The organism is Pseudomonas gingeri (assembly GCF_013385425.1).
Classification (GTDB): domain Bacteria; phylum Pseudomonadota; class Gammaproteobacteria; order Pseudomonadales; family Pseudomonadaceae; genus Aquipseudomonas; species Aquipseudomonas gingeri_D.
The window spans coordinates 1-26850 of record NZ_JACAQA010000014.1; the positions used below are offsets into that span (position 1 = coordinate 1).

24 protein-coding genes and 1 pseudogene are annotated in these 26850 nt (G+C 61.8%); 7 read left to right on the forward strand and 18 right to left on the reverse strand.

Annotated features, from left to right (window positions below; all coding sequences use genetic code 11):
• From HX830_RS18090 to HX830_RS18105, 4 genes and pseudogenes are all read left to right on the forward strand, one after another.
• On the forward strand, positions 1–868 hold an 868-nt coding region (locus HX830_RS18090; RefSeq protein WP_177101654.1), incomplete at its 5' end, for a DUF3883 domain-containing protein.
• A gap of 535 nt (positions 869–1403) precedes the next feature.
• Positions 1404–1925, forward strand: a complete 522-nt coding sequence (locus tag HX830_RS18095) for a LasR-specific antiactivator QslA (protein ID WP_177101657.1) — start codon at positions 1404–1406, stop codon at positions 1923–1925.
• Between the two features lie 200 nt (positions 1926–2125).
• A pseudogene (locus tag HX830_RS18100) lies at positions 2126–2716 on the forward strand (type II toxin-antitoxin system antitoxin DNA ADP-ribosyl glycohydrolase DarG); the annotation flags it as partial.
• Between the two features lie 97 nt (positions 2717–2813).
• Positions 2814–3074, forward strand: coding sequence for a DUF2442 domain-containing protein (locus HX830_RS18105; RefSeq protein WP_371317535.1), 261 nt, complete (start codon positions 2814–2816; stop codon positions 3072–3074).
• Positions 3075–3112: 38 nt separating this feature from the next.
• Here the strand turns inward: HX830_RS18105 and HX830_RS18110 are convergent, their stop codons facing one another.
• The 9 genes from HX830_RS18110 to HX830_RS18150 all read right to left on the reverse strand — a co-directional run bounded on the left by HX830_RS18110 (position 3113) and on the right by HX830_RS18150 (position 17261).
• Positions 3113–3403, reverse strand: a complete 291-nt coding sequence (locus HX830_RS18110; RefSeq protein WP_177101661.1) for a helix-turn-helix domain-containing transcriptional regulator — start codon at positions 3401–3403, stop codon at positions 3113–3115.
• Between the two features lie 35 nt (positions 3404–3438).
• Positions 3439–4983 (reverse strand): Fic family protein, encoded by a 1545-nt coding sequence (locus HX830_RS18115; protein ID WP_177101663.1) that lies wholly within the window; start codon positions 4981–4983, stop codon positions 3439–3441.
• A 318-nt stretch (positions 4984–5301) separates the two neighbouring features.
• On the reverse strand, positions 5302–6120 hold the full coding sequence (locus HX830_RS18120; RefSeq protein ID WP_177101665.1) for a YfaP family protein: 819 nt from the start codon (positions 6118–6120) through the stop codon (positions 5302–5304).
• Between the two features lie 3 nt (positions 6121–6123).
• A complete protein-coding gene (locus HX830_RS18125) occupies positions 6124–7770 on the reverse strand; it encodes a DUF2300 domain-containing protein (RefSeq protein WP_177101667.1) in 1647 nt (548 codons plus the stop codon).
• 1 nt (position 7771) lies between these two features.
• Complete coding sequence (locus HX830_RS18130; protein ID WP_177101669.1) at positions 7772–12343, reverse strand: alpha-2-macroglobulin family protein; 4572 nt, start codon at positions 12341–12343, stop codon at positions 7772–7774.
• Positions 12340–13002, reverse strand: a complete 663-nt coding sequence (locus HX830_RS18135; RefSeq protein ID WP_152742123.1) for a DUF1175 domain-containing protein — start codon at positions 13000–13002, stop codon at positions 12340–12342. The genes HX830_RS18130 and HX830_RS18135 overlap by 4 nt, the downstream gene beginning before the upstream one ends.
• Complete coding sequence (locus tag HX830_RS18140; protein WP_177101673.1) at positions 12987–14711, reverse strand: DUF2138 domain-containing protein; 1725 nt, start codon at positions 14709–14711, stop codon at positions 12987–12989. The genes HX830_RS18135 and HX830_RS18140 overlap by 16 nt, the downstream gene beginning before the upstream one ends.
• Before the next feature lie 35 nt (positions 14712–14746).
• A complete protein-coding gene (locus HX830_RS18145; protein WP_100944404.1) occupies positions 14747–15538 on the reverse strand; it encodes a YfaP family protein in 792 nt (263 codons plus the stop codon).
• A gap of 268 nt (positions 15539–15806) precedes the next feature.
• Positions 15807–17261, reverse strand: coding sequence for an MFS transporter (locus HX830_RS18150; RefSeq protein ID WP_177101675.1), 1455 nt, complete (start codon positions 17259–17261; stop codon positions 15807–15809).
• 273 nt (positions 17262–17534) lie between these two features.
• Here HX830_RS18150 and HX830_RS18155 point away from each other — a divergent pair, with 273 nt between their 5' ends.
• The 3 genes from HX830_RS18155 to dxs all read left to right on the forward strand — a co-directional run bounded on the left by HX830_RS18155 (position 17535) and on the right by dxs (position 20672).
• On the forward strand, positions 17535–17777 hold the full coding sequence (locus HX830_RS18155; protein WP_100944400.1) for an exodeoxyribonuclease VII small subunit: 243 nt from the start codon (positions 17535–17537) through the stop codon (positions 17775–17777).
• Complete coding sequence (ispA, locus tag HX830_RS18160) at positions 17774–18661, forward strand: (2E,6E)-farnesyl diphosphate synthase (protein WP_103497113.1); 888 nt, start codon at positions 17774–17776, stop codon at positions 18659–18661. Before HX830_RS18155 ends, ispA begins: the two co-directional genes overlap by 4 nt.
• A 112-nt stretch (positions 18662–18773) precedes the next feature.
• Positions 18774–20672: a 1-deoxy-D-xylulose-5-phosphate synthase gene (gene dxs, locus HX830_RS18165; RefSeq protein WP_177101677.1), complete on the forward strand. Its 1899-nt coding sequence runs from the start codon at positions 18774–18776 to the stop codon at positions 20670–20672.
• A 50-nt stretch (positions 20673–20722) separates the two neighbouring features.
• On the opposite strand, the gene HX830_RS18170 is transcribed toward dxs, so the two are convergent.
• From HX830_RS18170 to ribBA, 9 genes are all read right to left on the reverse strand, one after another.
• Positions 20723–21079 (reverse strand): hypothetical protein, encoded by a 357-nt coding sequence (locus HX830_RS18170; RefSeq protein WP_177101679.1) that lies wholly within the window; start codon positions 21077–21079, stop codon positions 20723–20725.
• A gap of 192 nt (positions 21080–21271) precedes the next feature.
• Entirely contained in the window at positions 21272–21691 is a 420-nt protein-coding gene (locus HX830_RS18175) for an MFS transporter (protein WP_177101681.1), read from the reverse strand.
• Positions 21688–22305, reverse strand: a complete 618-nt coding sequence (gene ribA / locus HX830_RS18180) for a GTP cyclohydrolase II (RefSeq protein ID WP_177101683.1) — start codon at positions 22303–22305, stop codon at positions 21688–21690. Before ribA ends, HX830_RS18175 begins: the two co-directional genes overlap by 4 nt.
• Before the next feature lie 99 nt (positions 22306–22404).
• Positions 22405–23187 carry a substrate-binding periplasmic protein gene (locus HX830_RS18185; RefSeq protein WP_103497108.1) on the reverse strand — a complete coding sequence of 261 codons (783 nt, stop codon included), beginning with the start codon at positions 23185–23187 and terminating at the stop codon, positions 22405–22407.
• Between the two features lie 10 nt (positions 23188–23197).
• Positions 23198–23701 carry a phosphatidylglycerophosphatase A gene (locus HX830_RS18190; protein ID WP_177101685.1) on the reverse strand — a complete coding sequence of 168 codons (504 nt, stop codon included), beginning with the start codon at positions 23699–23701 and terminating at the stop codon, positions 23198–23200.
• Positions 23698–24663: a thiamine-phosphate kinase gene (thiL, locus tag HX830_RS18195; RefSeq protein WP_152742130.1), complete on the reverse strand. Its 966-nt coding sequence runs from the start codon at positions 24661–24663 to the stop codon at positions 23698–23700. The genes HX830_RS18190 and thiL overlap by 4 nt, the downstream gene beginning before the upstream one ends.
• 18 nt (positions 24664–24681) lie before the next feature.
• The gene (gene nusB, locus HX830_RS18200) at positions 24682–25182 is read right to left on the reverse strand and encodes a transcription antitermination factor NusB (RefSeq protein WP_177101688.1); all 501 of its coding nucleotides are present in this window, start codon (positions 25180–25182) and stop codon (positions 24682–24684) included.
• The gene (gene ribH, locus HX830_RS18205) at positions 25179–25655 is read right to left on the reverse strand and encodes a 6,7-dimethyl-8-ribityllumazine synthase (RefSeq protein ID WP_040071241.1); all 477 of its coding nucleotides are present in this window, start codon (positions 25653–25655) and stop codon (positions 25179–25181) included. Before ribH ends, nusB begins: the two co-directional genes overlap by 4 nt.
• 91 nt (positions 25656–25746) lie before the next feature.
• Positions 25747–26838, reverse strand: a complete 1092-nt coding sequence (ribBA, locus tag HX830_RS18210) for a bifunctional 3,4-dihydroxy-2-butanone-4-phosphate synthase/GTP cyclohydrolase II (protein ID WP_100944390.1) — start codon at positions 26836–26838, stop codon at positions 25747–25749.
• Positions 26839–26850: the final 12 nt, after the last annotated feature.

Here is a 26850-nt window from a genome sequence, read left to right on the forward strand (position 1 = left end):
GTTTTACATTGGCGATGACAAGGACTGGTCCCAGGACGAAATCGATGCGACCGTAGCCGATTACTTTGAGATGCTGAGGCTTGAAGCTGAACAGCGCCCCTACAACAAAACCGAACACAACAGCGCATTGCGCACCCGCCTCAACGGACGAAGCAAAGGTTCGGTGGAGCTCAAGCATTCGAACATCAGCGCCATTTTGGCCGGTCTGGAATTGCCATTTATTCAGGGCTACAAGCCCCGAGGCAACAGCCAGCTTTTGCTGCGTCAAGCGGTTCAGGCCTATGTCACAGACAACCGCAGCGTCATGCACAAAGTTGTTGATGCACTGGAGGAAGTGAAGGCGCCCGGGGAAAAGACCTACACCGGCACCGTGCTGGTGGATGCGCCCAAGAAGGAAGCTTTACTTCAGGCATCCGAAGCCGCATCGCGCATCCGCATACCCCGTAAGCTCAATTTCGCGGCACGTGACGAAGCCAACCGGCAACTGGGCCGCAGCGGAGAGGAATGGGTCATCGGCTACGAGCACCAGCGGTTGCAGGAGGCTGGCTACCCCGATCTGATTCAGCAACTGGAATGGATATCGGACACCCGAGGCGACGGCGCTGGATTCGACATTCTGTCGTTCGATACACCAGTGGACCATCGGTACATCGAAGTCAAAACCACCAACAATGGAATAGCGGCGCCCTTCATCATCAGCCACAACGAGTTGCAGTTCTCAAAAGAGATGGATCAACAGTTCTTTCTCTACCGGGTGTTTGAGCTGCGCAACGCGCCCAAGCTCTTCATTCTGCGCGGGGATCTGTCGGATCAGTTGTACCTGAAGCCTTTGGATTTCAGGGCGAGCTTTCGAAATTACGTTGGCTAAATTTTCAGCCGGCCAATCGCACTGAGTCAGTTTTCAATCGGCACTGGCAGTGACTTCAATGGTGACTTCCATGGTGCCAGAGCCTAGCCCCCGACCAAACGCGCGCAACACGAACCGCAAGACATTTCCCCGTCTCTATCGGATACTTCGCACGAAATTTAAGTCCCATTGGAGCTTAAACAGCTCTCCCCCCTTCGATTAGGCTGGTTGAGTCACGGGCGTTCCCGTGACCGAGTGTCAGAACTCGAACAACCAGGGCGCGGCACGCGCCATAGCTACCCGTAGTCGGCGCTTTTTGGCGTCTGGCTGCTGCATCTATGGTGGACCGCGCGAGGCAGGCTTCGGCCTGGCCGGTTTCCTTGGTTGCCGGTTTCTGACCCTCGTGCGGTCCGCCACCCTAACCGTGTCAGAACGGCGGATGGCGGTTCCTTAATCCAACCAGGGACCATAAGGAAAATGACCTACCCTCCTTTTACGCACGGGCACCGCCCACACTGTCTGGCGTCAACATGGCTCGATCACGGAGAACACCTCCATGATTGATCGCTCATTACTCTCCCGCTTGCCCATCCCCGCTCTGATCAAACTCGCCACCCTGAGCCACGACGAAGCGGTCGATCGGCTACGTCATGCCGCCCGGCTCTGCCTGGACGGTGCCCGCTCGCTAGCCTTTGAGGATCAACAACAAAAGGACTTGGCTGACAAACTGATCGAGGATGCCCTCGCGCTCTACGATCTGGCCTTGCAGCGGCGGCATCCTCCGCCGCTATCCGATTCACCGGCCATGGTTCGCGTCAATGCCTCAACCGATTCCCCTTCTGTGCCACTTACACCCTGGGATGATCAGTTTGCTCAGGAAATCGCCAGTGGAACCCGTTGCGCGGAGCGCTGGCTGGAGCGACAAAACACCCAGCCGTTGTGGTGGCAACTGACGCAGGCGCGTATCAACCATCCGGAAGGGGATCGGCGCAATGCTTTCGAGGCGGGATTTTTGAGGAGATTGCAGCATCACTTGATTGCGGCACAGCGTCAGCATGTTCGAAGGTCGCCGGGTTAAACGCGCTGAGCGGTGGACGACTTCCGCGGTGACTTCCGCGGTCGCCCATCAGGCCCCGACTACTCGGGGCCTGATGGGCGACCGCAGTTGATGAAGACGATGAGTACTCATGCAAAATGGGGCGCTATCAAGCCGAAACGCTAACCCACCATCACCTACTGATCAAAGGACGTCTTGGCATCATGTGCGGCACCGATGCAATGAAAAAATTGACACCGGCACGAGCCCTCATCGCCGAGCTGGTTCGTCGCTACTGGGTTCTAGGGATGGAATGTAGCCTGCTTGAAATCCAAAAGCTGGCTTGGTTTCTCGAGCGCGCCATCGAAAAACTCCCAGGCACGGAGAATCCTTTAAATCTGCAGTTCGTCGCCCACAAATATGGACCTTATGCCAACCGCCTGGATCACCTGCTCGACAACCTCGACGGTAGCTACCTGCACTGCGATAAACGCATCAGTGATGCGGGCATCAACGATGTGATCTGGTTCGATCAGGAACGAAAGTCCTTTTTGCAGGCCTACCTGAAGACTGAAGCCAAAGAGTTCACAAACGTCTTGGAAAGCACCACACAGCTGATTGATGGTTTCGAATCGCCATTTGGTATGGAACTGTTGGCCACGGTGGACTGGTTGTTGTATCGCGAAAACGTGGAGCCGACTATTCCTGCGGTGCGCAAGGCTTTACAAGATTGGGAAGGTGGAGCAAATGCGGCCGCTCGTAAAGACAAGCTGTTCGACGATCAATCGCTTGAAATTGCTTTGAAACGATTGGCCGCCAGTAACCTGCACTGAATCCAAGGCCTCTGTCAGGCGACCTTATCCACAAGTGAATGATAGCGGTGAGTGCATAACCGGACAGAGCTGTTAGCTGAGTGGAAAAATGACATCCATGAAACGCCCTCGCCTGCAGGCTGTGCAGGCACACCCGGATTTCACGCTGAAGCTGACCTTTGTGAACGGGCAGGTTTTCGACCTGGATCTGAACGACGATATCAAGCACTACCCGGGCTTGAAGCCATTGCACGATTCCAAGGCATTCGCTGGTGCTGCCATTGGCAACGATGGCTGGACCGTTGAATGGACGGAACTGGATATTCAGATCGGGGCTGACACACTGTACCTGGACGCCTTGGGGCGGCAAACCACCTAGCCACTTGGTGGTGACTGACGCAGGCACGTATCAAAAAATCAGTCGTCCTCCCGCTCGTCCTTCACTCGAGTGGTCAGGAGTATGTCCAGTACCTTCATCACCGCCAGCACAGTGCTCAAATCAGGATCGCCCCTGTCGCCAAATGAACGAGCAAGATGCTCCACGGACAGTCTCGACTCACGGGCCATCTTGTCCACACCATAAGCGCGAATCACGACACCGAAGGCTTCAGCCGCATCGTCAATGCTGCCACCCTCCAATGAACCCGATAGAAAAAGGGAAATATGCTCCCGATCTCGAAACTCTATCGGGGAATCATCACCATTCAAAAAATCACACACTCTTCAGCCCCAACGGAACACGTCTATTTTTTCAGCTCAACCGCCAACCAGCGTTGGCCTTCGTCAGTCAACCGATAACGTTGCAACCGACTCTTCGGTTGGTCAGGCAACGTCATTTCCATATAGCCGGCAGCGAGCGCAGGTAGAACGTAGGCTTTGCGAAAGTACTCTGCATGCTTCAAGCCCATGGCGCGCTGTAATTGCTGTCGACTCATTTCTCCCTTCACCACCTTGAGCAAGGCAGCGACTTCCGCGTTGACTTCCGCGTTGACTTCCGCGTTGACTTCCACGGCCGCACTGTCTGGCACCTGAGCACGCGGGTGCGCTGGCAGCCGCACAACATAGGAAAGCCGCTCGTCATCGGTTTCAAACAATGGCGCAGGCGAACCATTGACAGCCATCACCTTGAGTATTTTCGGAATGCCCGTCGAACGACCTTCAGTCAGGTCTAGTTCCTTAAGAAACTCGCCAATGCGTCGATTACGATAGCGGCGGCTCACCACCCGACCGGCCTGAAAGTCTTCCAGGCGGATGGAGCGATCAGGTCCCGGAAAGCTCAAAATGACTAATTCGTCGCGGCTGATACGAACCTCAATCGGTTCCCGCTCTTCATAAGATCGGTGATACACCGCATTGACCAGGGCTTCTTCAACCGCTGCGAAAGGGAAGTTCCAGAACCGCGTGGCCTCGGCACGATCCGGGTGCTTGATCACCGTCTCTTGCAAGTAATTACGCTGAATAAAGCCCAGCGCGTCGCGGATCATACTGGCCAATGGGCCTTTGAAGATTTTCTCGTCGAAGCGATCCCCGCCCGGCCCATCAGGAAACCACAGCACATCAATCTGAGTACCTGGGAAAAAGCGCTCGGGCGACTCATTGAAAAACAGCAAACCAATGTTCTTCGGCCAAGGCGACTCCACTGGACCGCCGACCACATTCATCTGCCGCCCCAGCGCCTCGACAGACAAGCTCGCAGCTTCATCTGCCAACGCACTGCCCACTTCCTGCAAGAACTCCTGCATCAACGGCTTCGACAGTTCGGTGACACGCGCTCTCTGATGAAAGCGATCATCAAACGGCACCTTAGCAGTGAGGCTCAATAGTTCCTGCTCGACCTCGCCCTTGGCCTCCACCGTGCTACTAAAGCGGCGGATGTAGTAATGCCAGACTTTCTGCTTGGCGGTCACAGAGGCTGGTGCCTTGTAAGGCCGGTTCTGTCCGCCGGGTGCCCATAAAACGATCAGATTACGACCTTCGACCCGTTCCACACTGAGCACCGGAAAGTACGCGGGTTGAATCAACTGGCAGGCCGCCAGTAATTCCTGCTGGATTTTATCCAGTTGATTATCGGCCAGGCCCATAGGAGGAAACAGCGGCTGACCGTCTGTATCACAATCCTGCCCAATGACCACATAGCCGCCACCCAGGTTTTCAAAGTCATTGGCGAAAGCGCAGAGCGTGCGCAGGATAGCGTCAGGATTCCAGCCCGTTTTGTACTCGATGCGCTCGCCTTCAACCGTGCGTTGGCGCAACAGGTCATCGAGATTAATGGGCAGTTTATTAGGCATGGTAGGCGCGGCTTCCAATAGATCGACCTGGGTCGGGACTTTACCGATTATGGGAGGAGCCGGCCCAGCGGCGTATGCTGACTTGCCCCTCTTTACCTTAGCCGCGCATCGTTAACCATCACACAGAGACTGTCTGTCGCCCAACATCCTCGTCGAGCATCAGCATTTGGGACCAGATAAGAGCGAAATTTCCGACGTGTCGCTAAAACTCGATTTCAGCGACACGTTCCTCCCTCATGTCGCCGTCAGCGACATATCCTCATCACGTGTCGTCAAAACCGCAAAACAGCGACACGTTAGGCCAGGACCGGGGCATTCTCAGGGATAACTAAACCGCCTAGCCAACGTCAGCTCCCCCGGAGCCCGCATCGGCACAATGAACGACTCCATCTTCTCGTTCACCGTCCCCTCTTCTGTAATCACCGTGACCTTCGCCGTGGTCAGAGGCTGCACGGCATTTTCCTGCCCGCCGCTCTCGTCATCGTCACTGCGATAACCGCCACCGAAGTAGTTCACATAGATCAGGTACTGGCCTTTGATCGGTGCGGGCATGGAGAAAATCTCCGGGCCGTAACCCGTGGTCACATCCACATCCAACGCCGCGCCATTGGGAGCGACCCGGTCTCCATACCAGATATGCGCGCCATCCGGCGTCACCACATGCAGGTCCAGGTCGGTGCCGTCCGTATCCCACGACAACAGAATCCGCAACTTGGCCGGCGTAGCACCACCGCCCACATTCAGAAACTGCACGCGCTTGCGCTGCTGCCCATCCGGGCTACGTACTTCAACGCTGTTGCTCCCAGTGGGAAACGAAAACGGCCGATCAAAATTCCCCGACTCATCGATCTTCAACGGCATGCTCACGCCGTTGATGATCAGGTTCCCCGGCACCCTGGCGCTCTTCGGCGCGCCCTTGATCTGGCCCATGATCCGCGCCGTATCCGCCTGGCCCGCCGGGGTGTTGACCGACGAGGCCGGGTAGTTGACGGTCTGGCGGAAGTGTTCGCCATCCGGGGAGCCGGCGTGCCAGCCGCCCTTGGGGGTGTCGAGCTGGATGCCGCTGTCAGCATGGACCGCGTTCAGCACAACCAGGGCGCTGAGGAACAGGACTACGGTGGAGATGCGCAATTTCATGGCCTATTCCAGTAACAGGTGACGGGCAAGCCCTTCGACGTAATCTTCGTCCTGGCCATTCGGATGAGCTTCGAACGCCAGGTGCAGGTATTCATGGGTCAGGTCGAGGCGGTCCTGTTGGGTCAGTACGCCGCGCACATAGATGCGCTGGCGTTCGCGGTCGACATAAGGCCGGCCGTAAGACACCCGGCAGACCGCAAACTGGCTCAATTCGTTATAGCCGACTTCCTGATCCAGGCGCTGACGCCACACGCGACGCTGTTTGAGCAACCATTCCTGCGCTGCCGGCAAGGGCTCGCACGAAGCCACCGGGTTGTCCCAACGGCTCAGGCTCGCGCGCGGGTAAGCGTGCTGGAGAATCTGGTCGTAACGCTCGCCGCCGTTGGCCTGTTCCACCGCCTGTTGCCAGGACAGCTTGTCCGGGCCGGATTGGTCGGAGTGGTAGGTCACCGGACTGCCCGCCAACACCAGATCACTGGTCCAGGCCGCGATACCCCGAGCTTCGGCAGTGGCAGGACGTGGAGCAACACGCTGACGGCCGCTGCTGTCGTCAATGCTCAGGCAGTCGCCGCTACGGCCAGCGTTCTGCAACAGGTAGGTGCGAATCGCCACGGCCAGGGCCTTGGCGGCTTCGACGGGTTCGGTCTTGGCTTCGCGTTGCAGGACGCGGGCGACGTATTCCTCGCGATCCAGCCGGGCCACAAGTTGCGGTTGACCGGCGTTCTGCAACAGGAAGAGTTCGCCCGCGCTTTCGATCTCCAACTGGTTGCCGTTGGCAAAATCGACCCGATAGTGACCTTGCAAAGCTCCATTGGGAGCGGCTTGGCCGTCGGCGCGGGTGACACCCTTGAGTGGATAGCGAGAGAACAAATCGACCTGCACGCAACGCCCCGCATCTTCCGCCGACGGCGATGGCAGGAAGCTGCCTAGCACATCCGAGTAGTGCCGCAGCACCATCTGGCTGGTGCCACGACCACCCACCCAAAGCGGCGTGCCGTCTTCCAGCCAACCAGCAAAACCGCCCTGCCGTGACTGCGAATCCTGATCGCCGAGCCAGCTCCAGGTCTTGACCCGCACACGCCCGCCCAGCAGCCCCACCGCCTGGCCGTCAGCAGCATTGAGCACCACGTCCAGCAGCAGTTTGCGCGCAGTCCCCTGAGCCGGCAGCGTGCGTAACGCTTCCAGCAGTTGCACCACGGGCACTCGGGTTTGCGGTTGCAGTTGGTTGAAACTCAGTAGCCAACTAGGCGCCTGACGTGCCTGCCAGTAGCCGCGCCATTGGCCGTCATCGATCTTCAAACGCTTGGGATCAAAGTACAAACCACAGGAGCGGACCAACGCAGCATCCCGGGCAATGCTGCCGCCCGGGGTGCAGCAATAGACTTCCTCGTGATCCTGACCATGGCAATCGTAGGCCGGCTCCTGCTGGTTGGTGTCCACCAGCCAGGCGTAGACGAAGAGTTTCCACAGGCTTCCCAGCGGCGTTTGCAGATCCGCCGGCAACGGCTCGCGGTTGAGCACCTGGGTGGTGTTCAACTGCACCAGCTCATAACCGTCGGCGGTTTTCCAGGCCAGGCGCAAGGGCGCTTCCTCTGCCGTCGCCAGCAGAGGAACGATGCACAACAGTAGCCAGGCCAGTGGGCGGGTCATGTCATTCGACCGTGATCTGCCCAAGGGCCGGCTTCTGTTCCTGGGCCTGATGCTCTGGCGCATAGATCTGGCTGAAACGCGCTGGCGGCAGCTTGAACTGGCCCTTCTGCGAGAAGCGGATCAGGTGGCGCAGACGTACTTCACCATTGAGGCTGTTGACCGGCACGCCATAGGCCATCTGCCCAGGTTCGAAGTGCGCCTTCTCCAACGGCGTGGCTTCGGCACCGGCCAACCCAGCGAGGTTGACACCCCAGGTGGTGCGCTCAACGTCCGCACCTGGCGGCAACGGCACTTCCAGCATGCCGTAGCGCAGCGGTTTGGGGCTCTTGGTGGTGAGGATCACTTCGTCCAGATAGAGACTGTCACTGGACAACGGTTTGTCGCCCACGGCCTTGAGGCTGAAGGTGTAGGCGTCGTCGCCCGGCACCAGTTCCAGCAGGCGGCGCTTGATCTGCACCGGCAGATCGTCCGGGACTTTCTGCTGGCTGAGGTAGCTCAGTTTGGCCCGCAATGGACGCTCCTGTGCACCGCTCACGGTCAGCACGCTCGGGATACCCGCGCCCTGCCATTGCCAGTAGTTTTCACCGGTCCCGCCCTGCCGCGCTTGCCAACCTTCGCCCGGGGTCAGGGTGAGCGTTTTCGGAGTCTGCTCGACGCTGCGTTGCAGCCAGGTCAGAGCCAGGGCGCGTTCCAGGGTCGATTGCTGCGGCAACAGGCGCTGCAACAGGTCCTGGGCCAGATCGGCGTTGAACGGTTTGATCGACAGGTTCAAGGCGCTGGCGAACGGTTGCGAGCTGGCACCGAGGCGCTGTTCCGCCGCGGGCAGTTGCTTGCTGAACGCGTCCGGCAAGGCGACTTTGCTCTGGCGGGCCAAGGCGGCGGTCAGCACCCGCGCACTGGCCAGGCCCAGGGCCGAATCCGGTGCGCTCATGATCAGGCTGTCCTGGCCATCGTCCATCAGGTTGGCGTCGGCGCCCTCGCCGGCTTTCGCCAGTTCGTCCATCAGGCCGCTCAGCAGGGTGTTCACCGGCAACTGCATGTCCTTGGCGAACGACAGCACCAGCGCCCGTTGCAGCAACGGCGTGACCGAAGCCTGTTTGCCGTATACATCCAGCACCCGCTGCCAGTGATCCGGCGGCAGGCTGATGCCCAGCGCCTTGCTGGCATGCCAGTCGGCGTAATAGGCGTAACCGGTCAGGAAAGCATCCGGTGTGACATCTTCACCCCACCAGGTAAACCAGGCATCCGGCCCGGCCATCGAGACCAGGCGCAGGCGGCTGTTCTGCATGATCAGACGCAGACGATCGCGGACCTGGGCGTTGGCCGACAGCGCCGGGTAGGCGATGCTCAACGGCAGCAGTTGGCTGGCGGTCTGTTCAACGCCGCCGTAGGGGTAGCTGAGCAGATCGTCGAGGTTGGCACGGAACAGCGCTTGCGGGCTGTCGTCGAGGCGCAGGCGAATATCGCTGGCATCTGCCGGCAGGCTCAGCGGGGTGTCGCCGCTGGCTACGCTGAGGCTCTGGCTTTGTGTCACTTGCCAGCCGTCACCCACTGCACTCAAGCGCACCGCCAGGGCGTCCTGGGGTTTGCCGTCCTGTTGCAGCTCGGCGCTCCAGTCGCCACTGCTCAGCGGGGTCGCCGGCAGCGGGATGTAGTTGATGCCTTTGTTCAAGGACAACGGCAGGCGCTGTTCCTGGCCGGCGTAGCGAATCACCAGTTCGGTCTTGACCGGTTTGTCGGCCTGGCTGAAAGCGAACAGGCCAAGCTTCGGCTGGTCGCCGCTGCGGAAGTGGGTCGGGCCGCTCCATTTCAGGTACAGCGGTTTGTCGGAACGGATGAACTGGTTCTTCTGCCCCACTTGCCCGGCATCGGCGATGGCCCGGGCGGTGATGCGCCAGCGGGTCAGGGAATCCGGCATGCGGAAGGTGAAGCGCACCTTGCCGTTGGCGTCGGTCACCAGCTCCGGCTGCCAGGCGGCGGTGTCGACGTCTTCACGACGCGGCCGCTCCAGCACTTTCACACCACGCTCGCTACGGTTGGCCTTGCCCGGCGCGCCTGGGCTGCCCGGCAATGCCACGTCGTAGCTGATAAACGACAGGCTGGCGCTGGTGCGCACGTTGTTGCGCCGTGGGTGATAGAAGAACTGGTCGATGCTCGGCGCCACTTCCGGTTGCAGCGCGTAGATCATTTCATCCACCACGCTGACGGTCAGGTGCGCCGGAATCGGCTTGCCGGCGAACTGGGTGGTCAGGTCCACCGAGACAGTGTCGCCCGGCTGGTAGCTGTCCTTGTCAGTGGCGATGGCCACATCGATCTGCGGCGTGGTGACCTTGAGGCCCGCGTTCTGGAAGCTGTATTCGCCGCCCTTGGTGTAGAGCACCGAGAAGGTCAGGTTGGGGGCGTAGTTGTCCTTCACCGGAATCCGCGCACGGTATTGGGTGTCGCTGATTTTTTCCAGGCGCAACCAGTCGCCGCCCTTGGACAGCAACGCGGTGGCCTCGACCTTGTCGCGTTCCAGAGACAGCAGCGCGTCGGTGACGGGCTCCGGGAAGGTGATCAGCGCCAGGGCTTCGTCGCCGGTCTGGTACTCGGGTTTGTCGAGAAGGATTTCCACAGTGCCGGGCACGGCTTTCACGCCATCGCCGGTCACCGAATGGCCGGTGGCGCCGAGGATGCGTTCGTGGTCGTCCTTGAGCGACAGGTTGTAGGTGCCAGGACGGTCGAAGGTAACGCTGAAGCCTTTGTCATTGGCAGCCAGTTTGCCGCCACCGGTGGACTGGTCTTCCAGACGGACCCAGCTATAGGTGCTCGGCGTGCCGGCGTTGGGCTGGGCGACGGTGGATTCGCTGACATAGCCGAACGCAACCTTCTCGCCGGTCGCGCTGAAACGCTGTGGCGCCGACAGGCGATAGCGGGCCGCGCCACGCTCGATGAGGATTTCCTTGGTGGTCTTGACCCGATACGCCGCGCCATCGCTGGCGAACACGGTGAGCATGTAGCGGCTCGGTTTTTCCGCCGCCGGCAGGTCAAGCACGGCCTGGCCCTTGTCGTCGGTGGTCAGCTCGGCGCTGGTCAGTTCCACCGGGAATTGCCCGAGGTATTGCAGCTCGTTGTCGACCATGGACAGTTGCTGGGCACGCAGGCTCAGTTGCACACGGGCATCGGCCACTGGCTTGCCGTCCGGGTAGAGCAGCAGCAATTTGCCCTTGATCGGCTCGCCAGTGCGGAAGTCCTGCTTGGCCAGGTCCATGGAGATTTCAAAGTGCGGCTTGATGTACTCGGCGACGCGGAAGGCGCTGCTGTAGGTCTGGTCGCGGTAGTTGAAACGCAACTCGTAACCGCCGGCCACGGCGTTGTCCGGCAGTTGGAAGCGGCCTTGGGTACCGGACTTGGCGTCCAGGTTCAGGTCCAACGTCTGCAAGGTGGTGCCGGTCGCATCCAGCACGCTGACGCGCACCGGGGCGGTGGTCGGGTTGACAGAGTCGCGGGCGTTCTTGAATTCGCGACCGACGATCTTCATCGATACCCAATCCCCCGGCCGGTACAGCGGCCGGTCGGTGAAGGCGTAGAGCTTGGTGTCGTAGATTTCGCTGTCGTAGTAGAAGTTCTCGGAGACGAACACACCGCCCTCGTCGTCCTCGCCGATCATGAACGAGCGTTCCGGGCTGACGTGCTTGAGGCGCAGCAGGCCATCAGCATCGGTCTCGCCACTGCTCATCACGCCCAGGCCGTCGGTCCATAGCACTTTGACCTTGGGCACCGAGCTGCCTTCATGCTTGCGCGCGGCCCACACCAGCAACTCGTCGCCAGCGATCTTGCTCACGGCCACGGTGTTGGAGACGAACACCACGGTGGTCGCACGGTATTTGCCGATCAGCGCTTCCACCAGGTACAGGCCCGGCTTGAGTTTACCCAGCGGGATATAGACGTTGCCGGGTGCGACGCTGATGAACTGGCTGGAGGAACCGGCCAGGTCGACGCCCTTCGGCGGCTGGATCGGCTTGGCGTCCCACAGCGGGTAGCGGAACTGGCTGACCAGTGGCAGGCCGGGCAGCGGCGCGTATTGCGGATGGTTGTCATACGGCGTCGGCGCGGCGATGGCCTGGCCCATTTTCAGTTCCGGCACTTCCTCGGTCACTTGCTTGCGCGACTCGTAGGAGAACGCCCGCTGCATCACGCGACGGGATTTGCGGTACCAGTTATCCCACAGGTAAGCCAGGGTGTTGGACAGCCCTTCGCCCTTGAACTGGCCGTCGCTGACCACCCGGTGCAGGTTCTTCTGGCGCTTGAGGAACTCCAGCGGTTGGTCGATGCGGTACACGCGGATATCCGCGCCGCCGTAGGGCTCCATGCGGAAACGCCGGTAGTCGCGGCCCGGCGCTTCGAGACGGACCAGGGCCTGCTCGTCGCTGGCGAAGCTGCTGTCGGCCAGCAGGAAGAAACTCTCACCGGCCACCGGCGTGTAGTTGCTCGGCGGCACCGAGTCATCGGCGGCGCCGGCGACAACCGGCAGCAGCACGGCCAGGGCGAAAACCATTCGGGAAAACAGACGCTTCATGGGAGACCCGTTCATCGAGAGAGGAAGTTCAGCCGGTAGACGCCGATGAAGTTGGGGTTCGTTGCATCGGGTATCCATCGGGTGTCCTTCCATGTCATGAGTTGCTGCACGCTGGCGGAGCGCATGCCGTTATCGGTGGGGGTGGTGGTGCCGGTGTGATAGGCGATGTTGCGGCCCATCCAGATCATCAGGTGCTGGTCGTCGCCCTGGTCGAAGAACAGCAGGTCACCGGGCCGCGCCTGGTTGAGGTCGCGGCTGACCAGTTGGCTGTTGAACTGGATCAGCTTGATCGCATTGACGTAGGGCCCGACCTTGCCGCCGCCCTGCTGCCATTGCTGGGCCAGGTTGCGCTGGCCCTCGCTCAGGACCAGTTCGGGCGGCAGGTAGCGGTTGGACAGGCCATTGGCCCGCAACCATTTGTCGTCATGGGTTTTCAGCGCTTCGTTGGCGGCGAAGCGCACCAGGCCGGCGCAGTCCTGCTGGTACCAGCGCGGGCTCGGGCCCTGGGTCAGTTGCTCCTGGGCGATGCGCACGAACCAGGCGCGGAACACCTGGGACTGCTCGACATCCAGGGGCGGTGTTTCGAGGGCGAACGCGGGCGCACTGAACGCGGTGTTCAGTAGTACCGCCAGCAAGCCCAACCTCTTGAACAGAGGAATCACATTGCACGCCATTGCAAAGGCAACCACTGCCAGTGGCCATCCGGCTCACTGCCTTCCGGCAGGGTCAGGGCATACTTACCGAAACCGGCGAGCTTTTGCAGCTTGGGAATCAGGTGGGTCTGGGCGGCGTTGCGGAACACGGGCTCCATGTCCTGGGGCAGGCTGTCGAGGGTTTCCTGTTGCATCAGTTGCGCCAGGGAATCCGGGCCGAGGTAGACCGGCATCAGCACATCCTTGGGCAGCACGTCGGCCAGCGGCGGGAAGTGCTTGTCGAGGGTGCCGAGGGCCTTGTCCACCAGCTTGTCGTCCAGGGAGAACAGCAAGGTCGAACCGTGTCGCGCCAGGCTTACGCGGAAGAAACCCTTGCCGGTGATGGCGTCGGGGTTCTCGGCTTCCTTGGCGGCGTACTGGCCGAAGCTCGAACTGACCTGGCGCTTCCACTCATGAACGCCGTCTTTCTGTTGCTCAGCGATAGGGAACAGGCCGCCGTCGACGGCGCTTTCCTTGCTCCCGACCATGGAGCCGAAGAGTTTGCCCAGGTCGGCGTCGAGGCTGTCGTTGTCCTTGGTCAGGTTGGCCACCAGCAACGGCGTGTACAGACGCGAGTCGGCGTACCAGCAGAGACCGGCGGCGCCGCTCATATGTTCGGTGAGTTTCTTCGCGGTGGCGTCATCGGCGCCGAGCTTGACCAGCAGCGGCTGTTGCTGCTCGGCGGCCAGTGGCAGGGCGACGCAGGCGCTGGCGCCTACCGGCATGGCTTGCCAGATCGGCTTGAAGTCGAAGTCGGCGGCTTTGTCCTGCTCATCCAGGGCGAGAAAGCTGTGCCAGCCCTTGTCGTCCATATCCAGGCGCAGGCCGGCGAAGTTGGGGATAAAGCGCTGGTAACCCATGGCCAGGACGCTGGAAGCAATCGAGATACGCTGCTTCACGACCGTTTCGCGGGGCTTGAGACCGAAGGCCTCGGGGAACAGTTTGTCGCCGTTGAGCAGCGCCGCCAGGGCCTGAGTCGAAACCTCGCCCGGCGCCACTTCGCTGTCGTCGCTGGTTTGCTCATAGAGCCTGTCCGGGTTGGACAGCACCACCAGTTTGTCGCCACGGGAGGCGAACAACAGGGCTTTGCTGGCGTTGTAGGCCAGGCGATAGAGCGGCACGCTGTCGCCGCCGACTTTCACTTCGCCGACCTTGGTCAGTTGGGTGTCGTCCAGGGCGACATGGGCCAGGGGCTCAAGCAGTTTGGCCAGGCCGCCGCGGTCCATCACCAGCAGGAAGTCCTTGAGCCGACCATCGGCACCGCGCCACAGGGCGATATCCGCCGGCTGGTCGAAGAGTTGCTCGATCAGGTTGTCCTGCAGCTTGAGGTCATGCTCGTAGATGATCCGCCGCAGACTGCCGATCAGGCCCAGACGGTCGCCGTGGGTTTCGTAGTAGAAAACGAAATCCTCGGTCAGGGTGTCGCGCAGGAACGGCACGCTGAGCAGGTCCTTGGGCAACTGGCTCAGCGACGCGGTTTCCAGCAGCGCGTCCGGGCGACTGACGCCGAGCTTTTCCAGGGCCAGTTCCGGCGCCGGGGCGGCCGGCTTGTGGTGGAAAAACCAGCCCAGGCCGCCCGCCACCGTACCGGCCACGCAAAGCCCGAGCACAAGGCCCAGCCAACGGCGCGAGCCGGCAGGTTGAGGGGCAGCCGGTACAGCGGCGTCCGGGGAAGCTGTGTTATCGCTCATGTTCGCAAAGCCCATTCATCCGTGGAGCGGGATGTTCAATAGTTGAAGGTCTTGACCAGCAGCAGGTCGCCGATGGCTCGCAGGGGCACGGTGAAGCTCTCGCGCTTTTCATCGACGGTGTTTTCGTTGAGCACCAGGTTGATCTGCGAGGTGATGACCTCGTTCTGATTGGCGCGCTCGGTAAAGTTATAGCCGTCGCTGGCGCTGTAGTTGCCCCAGTAGTTCACATAAATCAGGTAGGTGCCGTGCAGCGGCGCGGTCATGGTGAACATTTCCGGGCCCGGGCCGTCGACGCCGTCCGGGTCGAGGCCGCCGCCGTTGGTCAACGCGGGATGCGCGTAGAAGGCGTGCTGGCCGTCGGGGGTGATGATATGGAGGTCGAGTTCGGCCTTGGGGTCGTCCCAGCCGAGGACCACGCGGATACGCGCCGGGGTGATCTGCTTGTTGGCTTCGTAGAACTGCACGCGCTTGAGGGATTTGCCCGTGGAGCTGCGGACTTCGACGCTGTTTGAGCCGGCACCGAAGGCATAGGGGCGCACGAAGCGGCCGGCGTCGTCGGTGTAGAGATTCAGGGGGTTGCCGTTGACCGACAGGATATGGGGCTCACGCGGGCCGGAGGGCGGATTGATCCGGCCTTCGATGGGTGTGCGGCTGCGCTGGATGCCACGGTCGATGGGCGGAGTGGGATAGGCCACTTGCGGCGCATCTTTGCGGTCGAGGAGACCTGCGTAACGCCAGCCGCCGGTCGGCTCCTGAAGCTCGGCCGAGGGCTCGGCCCAGGCGGTCGTGGCCCAGAGGGCAATCAGGATGGGAAAAAACCGGCGCATCAACAGCCTCCTTGCCATGCTTTATAAAACCCTGCGCGGAATCCACAGCGCACCCCCGACACGGTATCGGTCAGAGAAGACCTGTCGATGACAGGTAGGGGAAGCCGCAGAGGTTAGCGATTCGAAGGTTGTTAGACAATGGAGACAAAGCGGTATTTGTGAGGTGGCTCATCAAATGAACCTGGATCGTCGTTCTGGAGCCGAAAAGAGCCGAAAAACAAGGCAAAAGGCCACCACTCAGGCAAGTGGACTCAGGCGCCGAACGACTTCAGGACGCCGCGTCAGCCGCCTGAAGGCGCTCCCGCCGACGGGCATGGCGCGAGGTGAAAAACACCACCAGCAGCGCCAACCCAAAAAACGTCGCCGAACTGGTGGCGCCCACGGACAGCGCATGGCTCAAGGCAAACCGCGCCTGGGCGTCAGCATCCAGCCCCGCCGGAGCAGGCGACAAGCGCGCCGCCATGCCGACAATCGCCACGATCACCGCCGTACCCAGCGAACCACCGACCTGATGCGCGACATTGACCAAGCCCGACGCGGCCCCGGCATTCTGCGGCTCCACCCCGGCGATCCCGGCGCTGGTCAGCGGCACGAACGCCGCGCCGCAACCGATCCCGAGGATGATCAACGGCAGCATCAGATGTGGAAAATAGGCCACGTCCGAGCCCAGCCCGGTCAGCAATGCCATCCCCACCAGCGCCGTCGCCAGCCCGCAGAACAGCATCACCGCCGGACTCATGTGCCGCGCCAGCCATTTCACGCCATACACCGACATGGCGAACTGGGTCAGGGTCAGCGCCAGAAACGCCTCACCGGCCTTGAGCGCGGTGTAGCCCAGCACTTCCTGCACATACTGGATCAGGAAGAAGTAGGTCCCGACCATCCCGCCAACCAGCAGCATGCGGCTGACATAGGCGCCGGAGCGCTCGGCACTGGCGAACAGATGCAGCGGCATGATCGGTTGTTCGGCGCGCCGTTCAATCCAGACAAACAGGCTCAGCAGCACCAGGGCGCAGGCCAGCGCGCCGAGGGTCAGCGCATCATCCCAGCCCTGGGCTCCGGCCCGGACGAAACAGTAGACCAGCGCGCTCATGCCAAAGGTAACGGTCAACGCCCCCGCCAGATCGAAGTGACCGGTATGCCGTTCGGTTTCCTTCAGATAGCGCCAAGCCAGGGCCAGCAGCGCAATGCCCACCGGCAGGTTGATAAACATCACCCAACGCCAGGACAGCAGGTCAGTCAGCACCCCGCCAAGCACCAGCCCCAGCGCACCGCCACCACCGGACACGGCGGTGTAGAAGCTGATGGCCCGCAGACGCTGAGGCCCCGGCGGGAAGTAGGTCATCATCAGCGCCAGGGTCGAGGGCGCGAGAAATGCCGCGGCAATCCCCTGCACGCCCCGGGCGATCAACAGTTCATGGGCCGACTGGGCCAGGCCGCCCAGCAACGAGGCCAGGGTGAACACCGTCACCGCCACCAGGAACACCCGGCGCCGGCCCAACAGATCGCCGGCCCGGGCGCCGAGCAGCATCATGCCGCCAAAAGCCAGGGTGTAGGCGTTCTGCACCCAGGTCAGGTCGGGAAGCGACAGGTCCAGGGCCTTCTGAATATGCGGCAAAGCGGTATAGAGCACAGTAACGTCGAGCACGATCATCAACTGGCAGGCCAGGATGATCAGCAGCAGTACGCCGGAACCGGGAATACGAGCGGAAGAAGACGCCATGGATCACAGCCTTATGGGTAGAAGCGCAGGAGAACATCGGAGGCGACGAGAGGGAGGTCCGTATCGATCATTCATCCTTGATCGATGAACTACTATAAAAGAGACAACTTTGTGCCGACTAGCAGGACAAACCGGGATACCCCTCATCGAAAATCAGGATAATCATCCAGCACGGGTCAACACTTGACCCATGATTGCCAACCCCTCGCATTTGCCCCTAAACCCGCCGTCTGCTAGTGTCGCGCCCGTTCAACGCCTACCGAGATCGCCGCCATGGCCCGCAAAAAAGCTTCCCTGGACTTCGAGCAATCCCTTGCCGACCTGCAAACCCTGGTCGAACGCCTGGAGAACGGCGAATTGTCGTTGGAAGACTCGCTGACCGCCTTCGAACAAGGCATCCGCCTGACCCGTGACTGCCAGGGCGCCCTGGCCCAGGCCGAGCAGAAGGTGCAGATCCTCCTCGAGCGCGACGGCGAGCTGGCCGAAGAGCCCTTCGACGCGGAACAAGCAGAATGATCAAAGCTTATCAGGCCAGCAGCCAGGCCCGGGTCAACGCCGCACTCGATACCCTGTTCAGCGCCCCCAGTCCCGAACTCGCCCGTCTCTATGAAGCCATGCGCTACAGCGTGATGAATGGCGGCAAACGCGTCCGCCCGCTACTGGCCTACGCCGCCTGCGAAGCCCTCGGCGGCAAGCCGGAACAGGCCAACGGCGCGGCCTGCGCGGTGGAGCTGATCCACGCCTACTCGCTGGTCCACGACGATTTGCCGGCCATGGACGACGACGACCTGCGTCGCGGCCAGCCGACTACCCACAAGGCCTTCGACGAAGCCTGCGCGATCCTCGCCGGCGACGGTCTGCAAAGCCTGGCCTTCAGCGCCCTGCTCGACCCGGGCCTGAGCGACCTGAGCAGCGAGATCCGCCTGAGCATGGTCACCGCCCTGGCCCAGGCCGCCGGCCCGGCCGGCATGGTCGGAGGCCAGGCCATCGACCTCGGTGCGGTGGGTCTCAAGCTCGACCAGAAAGCCCTGGAAACCATGCACCGGCACAAGACCGGCGCGCTGATCGAAGCCAGCGTCAAGCTCGGCGCCCTGGCCAGCGGCCTGGCGCAAAAAGACGAATTGCGCTCGCTGCAGACCTACGCCCAGGCCATCGGCCTGGCTTTCCAGGTGCAGGACGATATTCTCGACGTGGAAAGCGATACCGCCACCCTCGGCAAGCGCCAGGGTGCCGATATCGCCCGCGACAAGCCGACCTACCCGGCCCTGCTGGGCCTGGACGCGGCCAAGGCCTATGCCCTGGAACTGCGCGACCAGGCGCTGCACGCCCTGCGACCGTTTGACGCGTGCGCCGAGCCGTTGAGAGAGCTGGCCCGTTATATCGTCGAACGTCGCAGCTGAGCCAAACGCCGCGCCCAAGGCCGCATATCGGCCAACTTCGACGCTCCGCGTGGGCAGCGTGCGATGCATCAGGTAAACTGCCGCCTCTTCTATACCTATAACGATTCGCCTGATGCCCACGACGTTCCATGAGATTCCCCGCAAGCGCCCGACCACGCCCCTGCTGGACCGTGCCGACACGCCGGCCGGCCTGCGCCGGTTAGGTGAAGCCGAGCTGGAAACCCTGGCCGATGAACTGCGCCTGGAATTGCTCTATTCGGTCGGCCAGACCGGCGGGCACTTCGGTGCCGGCCTCGGCGTGATCGAACTGACCATCGCGTTGCACTATGTCTTCGACACCCCGGACGACCGACTGGTGTGGGACGTGGGTCATCAGGCGTATCCGCACAAGATCCTCACCGGTCGGCGCGAGCGCATGCACACCCTGCGTCAGAAAGGCGGCCTGGCCGCCTTTCCGCGCCGCTCGGAGAGCGAGTACGACACCTTTGGCGTCGGTCACTCCAGCACCTCCATCAGCGCCGCCCTGGGCATGGCCATCGCCGCTCGCCTGCAGAACAGTGATCGCAAGGCCATCGCCGTGATCGGTGATGGCGCGCTGACCGCCGGCATGGCCTTCGAGGCGCTGAACCACGCGCCGGAAGTCGACGCCAATATGCTGGTGATCCTCAACGACAACGACATGTCGATTTCGCGCAATGTCGGTGGTCTGTCGAACTACCTGGCGAAGATTCTCTCCAGCCGCACCTACGCGAGCATGCGAGAAGGCAGCAAGAAAGTGCTGTCGCGCCTGCCCGGTGCCTGGGAAATCGCCCGTCGTACCGAAGAATACGCCAAGGGCATGCTGGTCCCCGGCACCCTGTTCGAAGAGCTGGGCTGGAACTATATCGGCCCGATCGACGGCCATGACCTGCCGACCCTGATCGCCACCCTGCGCAATATGCGTGACCTCAAGGGCCCGCAGTTCCTGCATGTGGTGACCAAGAAGGGCAAGGGTTTCGCCCCGGCGGAAGTCGACCCGATCGGTTACCACGCGATCACCAAGCTCGAACCCCTGGACGCCCCGGCCGCCGCGCCGAAGAAGGCCAGCGGACCGAAATACTCCGGCGTGTTTGGCGAATGGCTGTGCGACATGGCCGCCGCCGACCCGCGCCTGGTGGGCATTACCCCGGCGATGAAGGAAGGCTCGGACCTCGTGGCCTTCAGCGAGCGTTTCCCGCTGCGCTACTTCGACGTGGCGATTGCCGAGCAGCATGCGGTAACTTTCGCCGCCGGCATGGCCTGCGAAGGCGCCAAGCCGGTGGTGGCGATCTACTCGACCTTCCTGCAACGCGGTTACGACCAGTTGGTGCATGACGTCGCGGTGCAGAACCTCGACGTGCTGTTCGCCATCGACCGCGCCGGGTTGGTGGGCGAAGACGGCCCGACCCACGCCGGCAGTTTCGACCTGTCGTACCTGCGCTGTATCCCCGGCATGCTGGTGATGACGCCGAGTGACGAGAACGAACTGCGCAAGATGCTGAGCACCGGACATCTTTACAACGGTCCGGCGGCAGTGCGTTACCCGCGTGGTACTGGGCCGAATGCGACCATCGAGAAAGACCTGGAACCGATCGAGATCGGCAAGGGTGTGGTTCGCCGTCGGGGCAGCAAAGTGGCCTTGCTGGTGTTTGGCGTGCAGTTGACCGAAGCCCTGATCGTCGCCGAGAAGCTCGACGCGACCGTGGTCGACATGCGTTTCGTCAAACCCCTGGATGAAGCCCTGGTACGCGAGATGGCCGGCAGCCATGAGCTACTGGTGACCATCGAGGAAAACGCCATCATGGGCGGTGCCGGCGCGGCGGTCAGCGAGTTCCTGGCGCGTGACAACCTGCTCAAGCCGATCCTGCACCTGGGTCTGCCGGATGCGTACGTCGAGCATGCGAAGCCGGCGCAGATGCTGGCGGAGTGCGGGTTGGATGTGGCGGGGATCGACGCATCGGTCAGCGAACGCATGCAGCTTTTGAATCTTTGACTCATACCCAGCGAGAGCCTGCCTCGCTGGGTACAGGTCTCAAACCAACGTCAGTTATTGCGCTTCATCGGGCCGTCCGAGTTGAGATAGCCCGCGCGAATGGCGTCCCCGCAAGTGGAAAAACCATAGGCATTGACGAAGCCCGTTGACGTGAAGCCGACATAGAGCGGTTGGCGCTTGCCACTTTCATTTTGCAGGTCGTAGTCAAGGCATTGCGCGGTTCCACCCCGAATAGCCGTGATCTGCGAGGGGTTTTGTATTGCCAGCATGTCTTGTTTGCTGACGGTACTACCTTGGGCTGCCTTGCTCGTAACCGGATGATCGCCGAAGTCGAGCAACGTCGAGATACCGCCTAAACAACCACTGAGTGTCAATATCGCAGCCACTCCCGCCAATATCAGACGCATGCTTTCCCTCCTGATCAAACTCAATGACTGTCTGCATGCAAACAGAGCTCAAGGCTTGAGCAGAAGAATTTTAGGGAAACCTTCTCAAAGCGTATTGACGGACGCCTCTGAGTATCAAGTAGGAGTATTGGCAGAAGAGCGGCTGATGTGTGCCTGCCAATGGCTCGAGAGCAGCCACCCGCCAGCGAAGCATCAGCCGAGTTGGCGCGGAATGCGATAGAGGTAGAACAGCACCACGCTGGATAACACCAGCAACATCAATGGGACTGCTTCCAGCCCGACGAACACCGCCAGGGTGCCGATCCAGGTCGGCAAGGCGGCCACCACCAGGGCTTTGCGCCGCACGCTGGCCAGCTCGATCCAGGCCGCGGGCTCTTGCGGGCTATCCAGCGCCGCCTGCGTCGCGATCAACGAGCGCTTGTAAGCCCCGAAAAACCGCAAGCTGACAAACATCGACGCAACGCCGGCAATGAAAAACGGCATCGCCAGCACTGGCAGCAAGGGATCGGCCTGACCAAAAAGCCAGTTGGCGACAAACAGCGGCAACACACTCAGCACCAGCTGTTTCCACCAGCCCACCGACAGCCGACGCTTCACCTGACCACGGGTCACGCCGGGTCGGCCTCGCTCTGGTGCTCGTTGCCCATCATATGGCCAAGCTTGCCGGCCTTGGTCGCCAGGTAGAGTTTGTTGTGCGGGTTCTGTCCGGTCTGCAGCGGCACGCGCTCGGCCACGGTGATGCCCATCTCGGTCAAGGCCTTGACCTTGCGCGGATTGTTGGTCATCAGGCGCAGGGACTTGATGCCCAGGTGTTCGAGCATCGGCCGACAGATGGAATAGTCACGCTGGTCGGCGGCAAAGCCCAGGCGCTCGTTGGCCTCGACCGTGTCGGCGCCACCGTCCTGCAACTCATAGGCACGGATCTTGTTCATCAGGCCGATGCCGCGTCCTTCCTGGCGCAGGTAGAGCAAGACGCCACGACCTTCGAGGGCAATGGCCCGCAGGGCCGCCTCCAGCTGGGACCCGCAATCGCAGCGCTGGCTGAACAAGGCATCGCCGGTCAGGCATTCGGAATGCACACGGCCAAGAACCGGTGCGCCATCCGCCACATCCCCGAGGGTCAGCACGACGTGTTCACGACCGGTGGCTTCTTCGAGAAAGCCATTCATGGTGAAGGTCGCAAAGGGGGTTGGCAGTTTGGAAGCAGCGACGAAAACGACGGGCACCGTGTGCTCCTGATCAGTATGAGGACTGGAAATTCGCAGAGGTCGCATTGTAACAGTAGGTTCCTACAGACGCTTAGGCTGAATTGTCCATGATAACTATCAATAAGTTTGATTCGTCGGCACCGGCGCCGGCAGGGTGTCAAACGGATAAGGTTGCGTCCAGTGCTTGAAAATGGCCCGTAACTCGCCACTTTTGACCAGTTCTTCCATACGCTGATCATACAGGGCCATCAGTGCACGCCCCCGCGCATTGTCGGCAAACCCCAGGTACAGCGGCAGGTCGAGCAAATGGCTGCTCCGGAACATTTCAGGGTGCGCGGCATGTCCCAGTACCTCGTTCACCTCGGACAACGCATCGATGTAATAGTCGGCACGACTGTGGGCCAGCATCGACAAGACACCGTCACGCCGCACGATTTCGTTGTAATGGCGGACGTTGGGCAGGTAATCCTGGTATTTGTAGCCGCGCATCCAGGCCAGACGATAAACACCCAGGGTTTCCAGGCTCGGCTGCGGGTTGCTCGCCAGCCCCAGGGCATAGAGATGATCGACGTCGAAATGCCAGCGCGGATAAAGAGCGCCCTTCACCTCGCGCCGATAAGCCGCGACCCAGGCGTCCGCCTCCCCCCGCTGCACCAGTCCGATGGCCCGAACGTAGGGCTCGGTACTGATCAGCACCTTGACGCCCTTGGGCTCGAAGATCTCGCGCATGATATCCCAGGCCATGCCACGTCCGTCGGCGCCGGTGTAATCGACCCACTCCTCACTGGCAAGGTGGATCACACCGGGCAGAGAGGTTTCCTCACGAGCCTGAACGACATTGCCTACAACGCCACCCGCCCACAGACAGAGCAGCACGACCCACAACCGACAGCCAGACATGCCTGAATCCTCAGCTAAAGAGGTGCACCAGCCCTTGCATGGCCAACCAGGCAAAAACCCCGGCCAGGACGTCGTCGAGCATGATGCCGACACCGCCATGGACATGCCGGTCGATCCAGCGGATCGGCCAGGGCTTGAGGATGTCGAAAAAGCGGAACAGCGCAAAACCCGCCAGCAACCAGTACCAACCGTCCGGCACCAGCCAGAGGGTGATCCACATCCCGACCATCTCGTCCCAGACGATGCCTTCGTGGTCGTGTACCCGCAGATCGTTGGCGACCTTCCCGCACAGCCAGAAGCCGAACAGCATGGTGACGCCAAGCATCAGCCAGTAGCCCCAGTCGGGCAACATCTGCCATAACGGTATAAAGGGTAGCGCAACCAGCGAGCCCCAGGTGCCCGGCGCCTTGGGCAAGGTCCCGGAACCGAAGCCGAAAGCGAGGAAATGCCAGGGATTGCGCCACACCGACGGCGGCACGAACTCGGCCGGGACCTGCTTGGGATGATCTGTCACGGTGTCTCCGGAAAATGTTGGTAGCCCCGGCGTGCCGGCGTGATGTCGTGGCCGACGGCATCCACCAGGACCACGCCCTGCCCGGCCAGCACCTGCCCGATCACCCGGACCGATGGCTGCGCGGCCAGCAACCCGGGCAACTCGGCGGCTGGCAGGGTGAAGGCCAATACGTAGTCATCGCCACCGCTGAGGGCCGCCTCGCGGGCGCCGTCCAGGCCGAGAAAGGCCAGCAGCGCCGAAGACAACGGCAAGGCCTCGCGCTCCACCTGCAATCTGACGGAGGATGCTGCCGCGATATGTCCGCAATCGGCCAATAGACCGTCGGAGATATCCAGCGCCGAGGTCGCCCTGTTGCGCAAAAACTGACCCAACGCCAGTTGCGGCTTGGGCGACCAGTAGTGATCCAACAGCGGCTCGGCAATCGCCGGCTCCGCCGTACGCTGCCCCAGTACCAGCGGCAAGGCGCCCGCCGCATTGCCCAGCTCGCCGCCGACACACAGCAGGTCGCCGACCTGTGCACCGCTGCGGGTCAGCGCCTGGCCCGTCGGCACACGGCCGAATACCGTCAGCGTCAGGCACAGCGGCCCACGGGTGGTGTCGCCGCCCACCAGGCGCAAGTCGCAGTGTTGCGCCATCAGGTTCAAACCACGGGCAAAGCCTTGCAGCCAACCGGCATCGTTGTGCGGTAAGGTCAGGGCAAGGGTAAAGGCCAGGGGCGTGGCGCCCATGGCGGCCAGGTCACTGGCGGCAACAGCCAGCGCGCGCTGGCCGAGCAGGAAAGGGTCGCAGGGATCGGCGAAATGCACACCGGCCACCAGGGTGTCGGTGGAAATCGCCAGTTGCTCCCCGGCGGGGACGCTCAGCAGGGCGCAGTCGTCGCCGATGCCCAGGGCAACACCCTCGCCGGCCTGCGCACAGGGCGCGGCGGCGAAGAAATTGCGGATCAGCTCGAACTCGCCCATGCACAGGTCAAGCGCGGATCAGCGCTTGAACGCCTTCACTTCAGCTTCACGCAGGCGCGGCGCCAGTTTGTCGAGCACGCCGTTGACGAACTTGTGACCGTCGGTGGAACCGTAGACCTTGGCCAGTTCGATCCCTTCGTTGATCACCACGCGGTAGGGCACGTCGACGCGCTTGAGCAGTTCCCAGGTAGACAGGCGCAATACCGCCAGCTCAACCGGATCCAGTTCTTCGATCTCGATATCCAGGCACGGCTTGAGAACGGTGTCGATCTCGCTCTTGAACTGCGGAACGCCGTGGAGGATTTCACGGAAGTAGGCGCCATCGACGTCGCTGAAATCGTTGTCGACCCGGAACTGCGCTTCGATCTCGTTCAGCGACTGCTTGGCCATGTGCCACTGGTACAGGGCCTGGGTCGCGAGCTGACGGGCTTCGCGACGCTTGACGCTTTTGGAAGGCTTGCCGGCGCCTTCAGGCTTCGGATCGCGCGGGTTGAAACGATCGCTTTCGTCGCTAATCACACAGCCTCCAATTGCGCCAGCAAGCTGACCATTTCCAGGGCGGAAAGGGCGGCTTCGGCGCCTTTGTTGCCGGCTTTGGTGCCGGAACGTTCGATGGCTTGTTCGATGGAGTCAACGGTCAGCACGCCGAAGGCCACTGGCACGCCGAATTCCATGGAGACCTGGGCCAGGCCCTTGGTGCATTCGCCGGCCACGTATTCGAAGTGCGGAGTACCGCCACGAATGACCGCGCCGAGGGCGATGATCGCCGAGAAGTCGCCTTTCTGGGCGACTTTCTGCGCAACCAGTGGGATTTCGAAGGCACCCGGTGCGCGGATGATAGTGATGTCGCTTTCGCTGACACCGTGGCGAACCAGGGCGTCAACGGCGCCGCTCACCAGGCTTTCGACAACGAAGCTGTTGAAGCGGCCGACCACCAGGGCGTAACGGCCTTTGGGGGCGATGAAGGTACCTTCGATGGTCTTCAGGGTCATTCGACAATTCTCTTAAAGAGCCGGGGCGCGCCTAGTACGCGCCCCTCAGGGATATTTGAACCGCGAATCAAGGGCCGCGAGCAGCCAGTCTTTATTCGGAGGGCACGTATTCTACTACTTCCAGGTCGAAACCGGATATCGCATTAAACTTCATCGGCGCACTCATCAAGCGCATTTTCCGCACGCCCAGGTCCCGCAGGATCTGCGAACCGGCACCGACGATGCTGTAGGTGGTCGGTTTTTTCGCCGGCACCTGCTCGGCGGTCTCACGGATATGCGCCAGCAGGACGTCGCCATCCAGCGGATGACCGAGCAACAGCACCACACCGCTGCCGGCCTCGGCCACCGCGGCCATGGCCGCGCGCAGGCTCCAGCGCCCGGGTTGCTTGACCATCAGCAGGTCGCGCAGCGGGTCCATGTTGTGCACCCGCACCAGGGTCGGCTCTTCGGCGCAGAAGCTGCCCAGGGTCAGGGCCATGTGCACGTCGCCTTCCACCGAATCACGATAGGTCACCAGGTTGAAATGCCCCAGTTCGCTGTCCAGCGGCTGCTCGGCAATCCGCTGAACGGTACGTTCGTGGATCATCCGGTAGTGGATCAGGTCGGCAATGGTGCCGATCTTGATGTTGTGTTCGGCGGCGAAGGTTTCCAGTTCGGCGCGACGGGACATGGTGCCGTCGTCGTTCATCACTTCGCAGATCACGCCACTTGGCTCGAAACCGGCCATGCGCGCCAGGTCGCAGGCGGCTTCGGTGTGGCCGGCGCGGGCCAGGGTGCCGCCGGGCTGGGCCATCAGCGGGAAGATATGGCCGGGGCTGACGATGTCTTCAGCCTTGGCGTCCTTGGCCGCGGCCGCTTGCACGGTGCGGGCGCGGTCGGCGGCGGAGATGCCGGTGGTCACCCCTTCGCTGGCTTCGATCGACACGGTGAACTTGGTGCCGAAACCGGAACCGTTGCGCGGCGCCATCAGCGGCAGCTTGAGCAGTTCGCAACGCTCGCGGCTCATCGGCATGCAGATCAGGCCACGGGCGTGCTTGGCCATGAAGTTGATGTGTTCGGCCTTGCAGCATTCGGCGGCCATGATCAGGTCGCCTTCGTTCTCGCGGTCTTCGTCATCCATGAGAATGACCATCTTGCCCTGGCGAATGTCTTCGACCAGTTCTTCAATCGTGTTGAGCGCCACGCGGCACCCTCC